The sequence below is a fragment of the Collinsella aerofaciens genome, assembly GCF_001405375.1.
Taxonomy (GTDB): Bacteria; Actinomycetota; Coriobacteriia; order Coriobacteriales; family Coriobacteriaceae; genus Collinsella; species Collinsella aerofaciens_F.
In genome coordinates this window covers 1-10,877 of record NZ_CYYP01000024.1, presented here as the reverse complement: position 1 = coordinate 10,877, position 10,877 = coordinate 1, and the positions used below count along the sequence as shown (strand labels likewise).

Here is a 10,877-nt window from a genome sequence, read left to right as displayed (position 1 = left end):
CGAGGCGGCATAGGATATCAACCGTATTCCAGATTCCAGGACGCCGGGCCGACTCACTTCGGATCGGGCGCTACACCAACTTTCTCGACATTACCTCAACTCGCCATTCGATTCGTAATGCGAGCCGCGTCAGCTTTCGACAAATCCAACTGCGTTGCGAGTCACGCTAATGACTCTCCGCGCCATTGAAATTGTCGAAAGCTGTCTCAACTTTTTCGCTAACGCCATGAAAACGATTCGACGAAGTCGAATGTTTGCGTCGAAGACGCCGCAAACCCGCTTCGCAAAAATGCAAACACTCGGCATCCCTCGCATTCGCATTTCCGCTCCGCTCTCGCTACAGCGAATTTCTAACACTCAACATCCTTCGCGTTAAAAATTCGCTTCCGCTCACGGTCTTCACGCAGTTACAACGCCGCGAGGCCTCTCGCTTGGAATGAGGCCTCTCATTCCACGTCTACACTGCGTTTCGCCCAATCGCCGTTCCGGAGATTGCAAGATGTACGTAAATGGCCATAATTACATGTAAACATGAACTATGGCCATTTACGATCTTGCTTTTCCCTCCTACGGGAAAAGAAAACAGGCAAAGCTGAGTTCCGCTTTGTACGCGAAGCGGTTTCGCCTCCGAGAAAAATTCGGCGGACTTTTCCAAATCTTGTTTCGGAGGCCACTCCGAAACTGAAGGGATAAAAATGAGGCGAAGTGAGAAAGTCGAAGCGACGTTGAGCGCTGAAGAAAAAGAAATTCTTCAGCGCCTCTGTGACGAAGCTGGTTGCACGGAAGCTGAACTAATCCGCTCCGTTTTGATTAGCCGTTCGATTTCTCTCGATGAACTTGAGACTGGAAAGAAAATCGAGCACGAGAAAAATAAAGCGCTGCACAACTGCAAGCGCAAGCACGCTCCAAAAAAATCTGGCGAGTGCGGTGAAGCCATCGCCGAGAACGCCGAGAAACGCGACGTTTCGTTTCATGTGATGCTTACCGCTTCAGAAAAAAAGGCGATCGAGCAGCGTGCGGAGGCTCTTGGCATTTCTGTAAGCGAACTGGTTCGCCGTAGCGCAATTTACGGAAAGATCGAATCATTCAATTTTGACATTGCGGAAGTTGAAAAACTCCATCATGAGTTATTGAAGGAAGGAACGAACCTCAATCAGCTGATGTACTTCGTGAATGCCCAGGGGCTTCCCGCGTACAACGAGAAAGCTGTTTTCCGCACACTTGAAAAGGTTTACCAAAATGCTCGAAAGGTCGATCGGTTTATCGAGCAACTTGAAAAGCGCTATCACGTTGACTATGTTCCACATGATTATCTGGCAGATGAACCAGACAACAGAAATCTTTAAGTCGGAACGCAGCTGGATCAGTTTTGCAACTGAGTGCAATTACTCGTTTAGCTATAACTACTGAGTAAAATCGAAAGGAGATGGCAGAAGAGGTTGACAGCCATTAAACAGAAAGCAGCCAGCTCGTACCCCGCCTCGCTAGCTTGGCCCTGCCCTGGTGCGAGGCGGGGTACGAGCTGACCGGTGGCGATTGACGACTCTGCTAGGATCGCTTCAGCGCGCCGCCGTGCTGAAGCCCTGCCCGAGTTTTCGGGGAGGTGGTCGCTATGTCCGAGTTCCGTCTTATGATCGTCGCTCTTCCTCTGGTGACCATTCTGGCCATTTTTGGCTAGGGTAAAAACTGGCCTTTATAGACCAAAGCCGTCCCAGGCAGGACGGCTTTGTTTCCTTGATTATCAACTTCATCCGGGCACTTCCCGCATTCATCCGTGTGTGTACGGATGAATGCGGGGTTCGATACCCCTGCGGCCTGACCGGCAGGCCGCAGGGAACTCTCACTCCTCGATAAAAGCCGGCACGCGGTTAGTTCTGCGCATCTTGAAATCGCCAGTCTCGTGGGAGACGTAGAGAATGCCGTCCATCCCGTCTCGCGATGCATATGACAGGTGAACAGAACCGCAATCCGCTCCATCATTGTCGAGAAGACCAAACGAATTCGGATCGCTCGTTGCGGCCAAACGACCACTCATACAAGAGCCATCGTCATAACAGATTTGCCATTCCATATCTTCGCCTGCAAGAATCGCCATAGACGGCCTGGTCGCGCCATCGTTGACATACATCCCGTCTATGCCAAAACCGTTTTCAGCGCCATCAATAAACGATTGCTCGGCCCTATACGTCGCGAATGATGCGCATAGTGCCATTGCAAGACCGATTGCAAGGCCAACAATTACAATCTTTACGTAGCTCTTGCCTATCATGTCATCCTACTTTTCGCTTGCCTAAGGAAAGACGGAAGAAGTTATTCGTCGCTGCTTTTTTGTACACCTTCTTGACGCCATTGACGGTCTCATAAACAACAAACGGCTGAACCTTGTGTTCAACGTTCGCCGTCGCTTTCCAAAAGCCAGCGCCGTCGATCTTAATGGAGTACCCAGTCGCCGACATATTGCGCTTTGCCAGCGGTATCGATACACCTATGCTTCCGACGCCATTCGGGAGCGGTACCGATACGCTCACCGAACCGCCGCCAGACGGCTGGACGTGTATATAACCGCCCCCGTCGATGTGAACGCCTCCCGAGGGCTGCCCAGCAACGTCGTGCCATCCGCTGGCTTTCGTTTGCACGCTCCCGTATACGGTGCTGTAGCTTGGGCGTCCGCGTGTCGCATAGAGCTCAATATCATCAGATGACATCGCCTCTTCTATGATAAGGGCTGCTTCTTGCTCTGCACGTTGACGCACAATTGCCTCGACATCAGATTCACTCAGATCCGGGAATGCTAGGAATTCTACGGTTTCAGAATTGTAACCATCAGCAAATGCACCATTTGGGGTGATCAGTGACAGTCCGCCCAATGCGGCTGCCGTCAGGATTGACCTGCGAGTAATAAACAGGTTTTTCGTTGTACTCATCTTCGCCTCCAAACTTCTCACCGGGGTCCTTCTTGCCAATTTTTGCCCCGGCTCGGTTACTTCGGTTACTTGAGCGCTCCTATATATGCTTGTTACCCATGTATGTAATATTAATTTCGGACATATCGAAATTAATCAATGGCTGCGGGAGTTTCCGACCTCAGTGAAATGCCACCCTATACCAACAGAATCAGTCTGGCTCGACATGTGCCAATGGCCGCTAATGGCACTTGGTCAGCAACGGTCTTAGCCCATCGGCCCCAACAGTGTCTCCTTCTGTCTCGCCGTGGGCCAGACGCACAGCGGTGGCGCCGTGTCGAGGCAGCTGGACGACCGCGTCGTCGATCGCGGCGATTACACTCGCGGCGACACGCCTCGCTAGTTTGCCTCGCCCTAGTGGCCCTGGCGCGTTGCAGTTCAATCAGCTGTCATAATATCCACTCACGAAAAATCACCTCTAGCAGGGGCTTTTCTGTTACAGAATCCTGAAAGAAAGGGTCGAACCGAAGTGTCTGGCCGGACGCCAATTGTCCGGGAACTGCTTCTGGTCCGACCCTCTTTTACTTTACTTCCATGGCCATGCAGCGGTCTAGTACTCCTTAACGGGATGCTCCTCGCCGAATCCACCGTCGATGCCGAAGCGGCACAGTCTGTCGATTGCTCGAAGGTGCTCGTCAATGGCAGCTGCAATTTGGGTGTCGATTTCGCTGTCATGGTCGTTGAGGCCGCGAACTGCCTCGTCGGCGGCCATGAAGGCCTTGATGGCCTGTGCGAGCTGGTTCTTAAAAGCATCAACCTTCTCAACTGCGGCAGCTCGGTCCGCCATCTCGCGTTCGAGTCGTTGAACGATTTCCTGTGTGTCGCTCATGGCTGTTCCTTTCCTCGCGGGGCGTTTATCCCACTGTATCGCACCGCGCAGACACGATTTTTTCGGGCGGCGGCAAACTCCACGAAGCCGCAGGTAGACGGCTTGATGTAATCGCAAATACAGCCCAGAAAAGGAATGCCTGGATACCCGTTAGGGGCATCTGCTTTCAGGCGCCTTAAAACGCATCTGGTGAGGTCGTTTCTTCGGCCTTGACCTGCGTGGCGGCACTTTGGGGTGCTCATAGCCGCGGCATGTTCTTGTAGACACCCTGGCGGTGGCCGACCCTTACGACCTCGATGACGGCTTTCCCGTCCTCGATCCTTGCCAGGATACGGTAGGCACCAACGCGCCAACGCCAACCGGAATCGGTGCCCTGAAGCTGTTTTCCATTCGGTGCGCGCCGCGGGTCCTCGCATCCGTCAAGGTGCTCCTGAACCCAGGACAGGATTACGTCTATGCCAAAACCGTTTTCAGCGCCATCGATAAACGATTGCTCGGACCTATACTTCGCGAATGATGCGCACAGCGCCATTGCAAGACCGATCGCAAGGCCAACAGCCGCTATCTTTGCATAGCTCCTGTCCGCGCGTCCCAGTTTTCGGACTAAAACGGGATGCATTTTCCGAACCGGCGCTCAAAAGGAAACCGCATCCCGCTTTGGAGCGGGGACTGCGGAAAAATTGGACCGTTATCTGGTTCTGATTGGAGTATGCGTGAATCGTTGATGCTGGCCGGTGTGGGAGCGAAGAGGGATGAACAAACCGAGCTGTATAATGCCGCTCTATGGAGGTCATATGCTCTTTTCCCGCTGCTCTGCCACATCTGCTTTTACCATTGCGCTTGTCGTAATGGCGGTTACCCCTTATCACCGGTTTTCATCTTCGATCGGCTTGGCATCAGGTGCAATGACCTGGCTCGTTATCCTTGGCGCATGCCTCGCGGCGTTTGGTCATGGTGTTGCGCTCCGCAAGGGGAGAGAAATAAGACGGCCGGGTCGCCTTGGCGTCTTCGGTGCTTTCCTTGCTGCTATTGCGGTGGTTCCCGAATGGGTCGACTTGGCCTTCTATGCTCGCGGAGATTCTATTCCAATCGCGTTTGCACCAATCTGGCTGTTGCATGGCGTTTCGTGTACCTTGTGCTTCACTGGGTCGCTGCTCCTCTCATATGTAATTTGGAATACGGCGGGCTCTCCTTTGATACAGGGGGCAGCGCGGGACGGCGAAAGGGGGACCCGCCGACCGCAGAGCGCGCTTTTTGCAGAAACAATAGTTGTCCTGTCTTGCCTGCTGTTTTGCTGTCGAGTTTCATGGAGAGTCGTTCCCGAGCCATGGGGGATGCCCTCTGTAATGGCCGCATCAATTGGCCTTATGCTTTTAATTCCTCTGGTCTATCTCGTATTGGCTGCGGTCCCGCCGCTTTGCTCTCCCCGCGCCTTTGGTCGGGGAGAGAGCGACGTGTTCGCCCGTTCTGTGCTCGTAGCAGTTCCCATTGGCCTTGTTCCCGCTGTTGAGGTGGCATACTTCGCAAACGATGCCGCAATCATTGCGTCGCTGACGATAGGGTCCGCTATTGCCGCCTTCGTATGTACGTTGCTCAGGAAGAAGCGGAACAACGATTCGGATATCCCCCGCACGTCCGACCCATTCGATGCGGGAGCGTTTTCTCCCTCTCTGTCGCCTCGAGAAGAGCAGTTTGTTCGATTGTTGCTCAAAGGGAAAACGCCGGCGGAAATTGCCAGGGAGACGGATACGAAGCCATCGACGGTGCGGACCACGCTTCACCGAGCATACGGGAAGGCGTCGGTTGCGGGCTCGCGTGAGCTGGTGGCGCTGTTTGCGGGTGGGGGCGAAGCTGTAGAGTCTGAGCTGTCGCAGCGGCATGCCGGCGATATGTTGGCATTAGCTCGGACGCACCGGCTGCTTCGATATCTGCCCACATCTTTTTTTATTTTCCTTGCGGCAGGTCCCTTGGTAATGGCGAATAGCGATTGGGAATCCAGCGTTACGCGGGCAGTCGCCTTTTCTCTTGCAAGCTATACATTGGGCCTCGGACTGTTTCTTTCGCCGTATTGCGCGGTTGTAAAGACAAATCATGACGCTGATCTGGATAGGGCAGGCGAAGCGATTGGGCTCGGAAGCCCGTGCGTGTGGGCGATACTGTCTGCCGTGGAATGGGCTTTTGTCTATATCGCGGCATGGAGGTGCATACGCGATCCGTTGATGGCTGCACCGGTCCTGTTTTGCGGCATAGCGTCTATGGCTTCGCTCGCTGTTAAGCTGCGCCCGTTTAAGGTTCATGCCCATACTCGGGCTATCGTGCCGTTGGCGTTAATAGGTGTATTCGCTTTAATCTATGCAGCAACTAGGGGGCGAATTCATGGACTTGCGGTACTGACGGGGATGCTGCTCACGTATATAGTGCTGCGAAGCTGTCCGCAGCGCAAAATGCTTGGGGTATGGATGCTCTGCTTTGGGGCGATGGCTCCTGTTTGGGTTGTCTTGCTCAACATGGTGCAGGATCTGACGGTTTTCAAGCCGTTGTTCCTCGCGTCGTTGTTGGGGCATAGTTCGGCTGTCAATGTCGTCGTGGCAACGGTGGTCGTCTGCTGGTCTGCGCCCATGTTCGTCACGCACATCGCGCTCGCCCGCTCGGTTGAGGACGAGAAGGCCGTCTTGGGGTACCGCGCGAACGGGTCCACCGAAACAGCCCGCGTGCGCCAGCTGGCCCTGCTTATGTCTCGCTCCCTTTCTGATGTTCAGTCGCAAATCTTGCTGATGACGGCAGAGGGCGCAACGACAAAGGCTATTGCGGAGGATGTCGGTTACGCTGCATCTACGGTGCAAGCACTGCGGTCTGCATCTTACCGCCAGTTGAGGATCAAGAATAAAGCGGAGCTTATTTCATTGTTATCGCAGGTAGATAACGTGTAAACGCCTGAGCAATCAACTCAATAGCGGGTGTTTACAGACATCTTTCTCCATTCATGCAAAAGTTGCCGTGCGTCGACGCATTGTTAACCGCTTTTGATTGGAGAAGGCCATGATTAAGCCAAGGAGCATTATTGCCCGAATCGGAGTCGGGTTGGCGATTGTTGCGGGTTTGTCGATGGGCGCACCTGCCGCATCATTTGCTCAAGATGAGTTTGACACTTCCCAGGTTTCTAGCATTTCGCAGAGCGCGGATGCCGGAATTGCCACATGCAAGAACAACGAAGATAGAAATTTCGCTTTTCAATGTTCTGGCACGAGCGCAACCGGCTATCGCCAGAAAGAAGATTCATCTTCAGTTTACACTTTGATCCAAGGCTATTCAGGAAGGCCGTTACGTTTGTACGTGGACGGCGCCTATGACAATAGAGGAACGGGCACTATGAATTGCACGCAAGGCGTGTATCGCGCCAACCACGCGGGCGAATGGGAGATGTATAACCTCGTTCGCGAGAATGGGCGCAGCCATGCTCGTCTGACTGCCTGGGCCGAGTCCGGATACGGCACGGTCTATGGAAGGTGGAGCCCCGATTGCTTGGGCCATTTTAACAAACTTCCCTCCTAGCCAATCCGCAGCTTCTTGTTGTGATTAGGGCCGGGTCGAGCGTTGTTGCTCGGCCCGGCCAATGGGAGGGTGATGTTGCTTGAATGGAAATCTATTACGACACGAGTTGTCCAAGATATTTGGCAATCCTATATTTGCGTTGACCCTTATGGTTGCAACTGCAATTTCGATGGCGGCTGCCATTGAGGCATGGTGGACGCTCGAGATTGAGCGCAAGCAGCTGCTATCTTTTGGCTACGGCATTGGTCTGCAGTCTCAGACATACCTCGGCCAAACGCGTGAAAGTAGCTTTGGTAACTGGATTGTTGTGGGCGCGAACGCGCCGTTGTTAGCGTCGGTGTTTTTCTATGCGCTGCCGTTGCTTGCCATGTTGGCCGGGTCGTGGTCATGCCTGTCCGAGCGTTTGAGCGGTTACGAGGCACAGATCTGCACGCGTGTTTCTAGAAATGCGTACGTGAACGTGAAGATGCTGTCTGCTTTCCTCTCTGCGTTTGCGGTCACGGCTATTCCGCTACTCGTGAACTTTCTGATTGTCTCCATGCTGTTTCCCGCGTATCTCCCCCGGGTCGATGAATCGATTTATGTTGGGCTCTATCTGCATAGCTATTTTTCTGGCCTGTTTTATTCCCGGCCTCTGTTATACGTGCTGGTTTATACGCTGTTCGATGCGGTGACGCTGGGGGTTCTATCCATGGCCGTGACCGGTCTGTCGGTTGTGTTTCGCGGCAGAATCAAGGCGATGGTCGTTCCATATCTGATTATGGTTGCATGGCACTTTGTTAACGATTGGATTTTTAGCGTCCTTTCATGCGTTGGCTTTAACTGCAACATTCTTAACAGCATCAGGTCGGAATCGCTAAATAACTGGCCCGACATTCGAGCGGGGTTTGCGGAAATCACTTTGTTGCTCGTCTTTTCTTTGGTTTCCGCGAGATTCTTAAAAAGGCGCGAGGTGGTCTGATGCTGTTTAGGCTGGTCGCCGCGGACCTGAGGACCGTTTTGAAGAAGAACATCATTACTTATATTGCGATCGCGGCAGTGACCGTTGCGAACTTGGTATACGCCTACGGATTGTCTTCTATGTATGGGGTCAGGACGGATACCTTGGGGTTTGCGGATAATCTTGCGCTCGTGTTTGCCGGATCTGCTCCGTTTGAGCCTAGGCCCGGGGTCATGTTTGTGCCTCCGCTAGGATGGCTTTTTCTCATTCTGCTTATTCTCTATACAACACTCGATTATCCGGTCGAATCGTTGCACGGGTTTGGTTTGCAAGCGCTTGTTCGATGTCGGGCAAGAATCCTTTGGTGGGTCTCGCGTTTTATCTTGGTGGCGGCGGTAACGGCATTTTCGCTGCTCGTGGTGGTTTGCTCTGTTGTGATTTGGAGCTTGGTGGTGAGCTCCTCGTTCAGCGCGGTCGTCCATGGCGAGTCGCTTCAGCTGGCTAATTTGGCGCCGTGGTTTCTCAAAGCTGCCGAGGCGGATGCGCTGCCGTTTTTCACAGGTCTCTTTCTTGCTTTCGAGGCGCTTGCGTTTGCGCAGGCAGCGGTCGGGTTTGTGCTTGGGTCGTCGGTCTCGTTTGTGGTTTTAATGAGCTCCCTGATCTGTTCGGCATTTGCGCGGCATTGGGTGCTGCTGGGAAATGCCCTGATGCTGTTGCGCTGGGGCGGAATTGTCAAAGAGGGAATCGCGACGGGCTCGAGCGTCTTGTTTTCAATTGTGATTATGTCGTTATGCCTATCGTTGGGTGGACTGTGGTTTCGAAGGGCCGACCTTATAGAAAAGGGGGACAAGATATGAGCGTGATCGTTAGGGACGTATCGAAGCGCATGGGCAAAAACGATGTCCTGCGCAACGTGTCCATCGAGGTTGACCCTGGGACCGTGGTCGGGCTTCAGGGGATAAACGGTTCGGGCAAGACCATGCTCATGCGAGCGGTCTGCGGATTGATCAAGCCTACCGAAGGCGAAATCTCTATCGACGGACAAAGGCTTGGGGCGGACATCTCGTTCCCGCCGAGTCTGGGGATGTTGATCGAGGCGCCTTCCTTTTTGGGATATCTGTCTGGCTACGATAATCTGGAGCTCATCGCCCAGATCAAGGGCGTTGCCACCCCCGAGGACATTCACTCTGCCCTGCGGCTCGTGGGACTCGATGCAGACGAAAAAAAGAAGTTCCGAGCATACTCGCTTGGGATGAAGCAACGTCTGGGGATAGCTGCGGCAATTATGGAAAAGCCGAAGCTGCTTGTTCTCGATGAGCCAACGAATGCCCTCGACGAAGCGGGCGTTGGAATGCTCAAGCGCGTTGTGGCGATGGCGGCCTCAACGGGTCGCGAGGTTATTCTGTCCAGCCATGACGGAGAGGTGCTCGCGGAGCTTGCCGATAGAGTTTACTGCATGCGCGACGGTGCCGTTGTGAACGTTCGGGAAAGGTCGTGAGCGCGATGAGGAAGGCCCTGTGGACGAGAAGGTCGGCGCTCGCGCTTTTCGGCTGTGCTGTTACTGGCCTTGCAGGCATGAGGGTGAGCGTCGTTAACGGGAACCGGACGGTCATTCCTGAGAAATACTATGCGGAGGGCGAATGGCTCTCGATGGATGGGGCGTTTCTGGGGTCGAAGGATGTGGCGACTGACGGGTATTCGTTTTGTATAGACGGGGCGGAGCTGCTCACGCCGCGCGAGTATCTCAAGCGTGCGCATGATGATTATTCAAAATATGGCATCGTGGATACGAAAACGAAATTGAAGGACGCCGACACCACATGTGTTATCGCCGTAAAGATGCGTGTCAGGAATAAGGACAATGTCGAAGGCGGAATCAAGACGTATGCTTGGCATTTGGTACCGGAGCACGCGCCAAACTATGACTTTGTGGTCAATACCGATCTGATAACGCAGGCAATGCCGGCCCTGGGCGGTTCTGCTGCGTTTGCTGTACAGGTTGGGGCGGAGAACGAGTTGCTCGTCCCATTCATGATGCAAAACACCAATGACTATTTCGAAGGTTACGAGACTGTTCGTTTTGAGAAAGCATTTCCCGGGACTTACACGATGAAGATGACCGATCTGCCGGAGCGAAGGCTCTTAAGGTTTGAAGTGAAGTAACTCGAAGGTCCTGTTGGGGGAGCCTCATCCTACGCTGAAGCGGGATGAGATTCCCTTCGCAGTGGCGCTCGGCCCTAGTGCTTCTTCTTGCTCTTCTTCTTACAGGTACAAAAACAATCTGCGCGAGCTGATCCATATCGCGATTAACGACTGTCACCCGAAGAATATGGAGCTCGCCCTTCATGGCCATACAGATGGCCACCTCCTGCTGGATGCGATCGAGATCGAGCGGCAGCGCAACCGGATGATGTGTCAGACGATGGGATTTCGACATGCAGTTGTTGATGCGCACAACGGAGATCTTGTTGCCGTGATGCACAGTCCCGATGATGCCTGGTAATGTCGAGAAAGTTGGTGTAGCGCCCGATCCGAAGTGAGTCGGCCCGGCGTCCTGGAATCTGGAATACGGTTGATATCCTATGCCGCCTCG

The 10,877-nt window shown here is 53.7% G+C and carries 12 protein-coding genes; 8 read left to right on the top strand and 4 right to left on the bottom strand.

Annotation, left to right across the window (positions count from 1 at the left end):
• Positions 1–695: 695 nt before the first annotated feature.
• Positions 696–1,346 (top strand): plasmid mobilization protein, encoded by a 651-nt coding sequence (locus ARB25_RS09380; RefSeq protein ID WP_055287600.1) that lies wholly within the window; start codon positions 696–698, stop codon positions 1,344–1,346.
• 494 nt (positions 1,347–1,840) lie between these two features.
• Here ARB25_RS09380 and ARB25_RS09375 read toward each other — a convergent pair whose 3' ends face one another.
• The 4 genes from ARB25_RS09375 to ARB25_RS09360 form a co-directional block, all read right to left on the bottom strand.
• Positions 1,841–2,269, bottom strand: a complete 429-nt coding sequence (locus ARB25_RS09375; RefSeq protein ID WP_055287599.1) for a hypothetical protein — start codon at positions 2,267–2,269, stop codon at positions 1,841–1,843.
• A 1-nt stretch (position 2,270) separates the two neighbouring features.
• Positions 2,271–2,924: a hypothetical protein gene (locus ARB25_RS09370; RefSeq protein ID WP_156327734.1), complete on the bottom strand. Its 654-nt coding sequence runs from the start codon at positions 2,922–2,924 to the stop codon at positions 2,271–2,273.
• A gap of 589 nt (positions 2,925–3,513) precedes the next feature.
• The gene (locus ARB25_RS09365) at positions 3,514–3,792 is read right to left on the bottom strand and encodes a hypothetical protein (RefSeq protein ID WP_055287595.1); all 279 of its coding nucleotides are present in this window, start codon (positions 3,790–3,792) and stop codon (positions 3,514–3,516) included.
• Between the two features lie 238 nt (positions 3,793–4,030).
• Positions 4,031–4,324 carry a type II toxin-antitoxin system RelE family toxin gene (locus ARB25_RS09360; RefSeq protein WP_253276086.1) on the bottom strand — a complete coding sequence of 98 codons (294 nt, stop codon included), beginning with the start codon at positions 4,322–4,324 and terminating at the stop codon, positions 4,031–4,033.
• 814 nt (positions 4,325–5,138) lie between these two features.
• Between ARB25_RS09360 and ARB25_RS09355 the strand changes: the two genes are divergently transcribed.
• The 7 genes from ARB25_RS09355 to ARB25_RS10075 all read left to right on the top strand — a co-directional run bounded on the left by ARB25_RS09355 (position 5,139) and on the right by ARB25_RS10075 (position 10,787).
• Positions 5,139–6,722 carry a LuxR C-terminal-related transcriptional regulator gene (locus ARB25_RS09355; RefSeq protein ID WP_055287593.1) on the top strand — a complete coding sequence of 528 codons (1,584 nt, stop codon included), beginning with the start codon at positions 5,139–5,141 and terminating at the stop codon, positions 6,720–6,722.
• Between the two features lie 109 nt (positions 6,723–6,831).
• Positions 6,832–7,344, top strand: a complete 513-nt coding sequence (locus ARB25_RS10080; RefSeq protein WP_156327733.1) for a DUF2712 domain-containing protein — start codon at positions 6,832–6,834, stop codon at positions 7,342–7,344.
• 106 nt (positions 7,345–7,450) lie between these two features.
• Positions 7,451–8,305 carry a hypothetical protein gene (locus tag ARB25_RS09345; RefSeq protein WP_055287589.1) on the top strand — a complete coding sequence of 285 codons (855 nt, stop codon included), beginning with the start codon at positions 7,451–7,453 and terminating at the stop codon, positions 8,303–8,305.
• A gap of 38 nt (positions 8,306–8,343) precedes the next feature.
• Positions 8,344–9,141 (top strand): DUF2705 family protein, encoded by a 798-nt coding sequence (locus ARB25_RS09340; RefSeq protein ID WP_156327732.1) that lies wholly within the window; start codon positions 8,344–8,346, stop codon positions 9,139–9,141.
• Complete coding sequence (locus tag ARB25_RS09335; RefSeq protein WP_055287585.1) at positions 9,138–9,782, top strand: ATP-binding cassette domain-containing protein; 645 nt, start codon at positions 9,138–9,140, stop codon at positions 9,780–9,782. The genes ARB25_RS09340 and ARB25_RS09335 overlap by 4 nt, the downstream gene beginning before the upstream one ends.
• Before the next feature lie 5 nt (positions 9,783–9,787).
• Positions 9,788–10,447 (top strand): DUF5028 domain-containing protein, encoded by a 660-nt coding sequence (locus ARB25_RS09330; RefSeq protein WP_156327731.1) that lies wholly within the window; start codon positions 9,788–9,790, stop codon positions 10,445–10,447.
• Positions 10,448–10,460: 13 nt separating this feature from the next.
• On the top strand, positions 10,461–10,787 hold the full coding sequence (locus tag ARB25_RS10075) for a hypothetical protein (RefSeq protein ID WP_156327730.1): 327 nt from the start codon (positions 10,461–10,463) through the stop codon (positions 10,785–10,787).
• Positions 10,788–10,877: the final 90 nt, after the last annotated feature.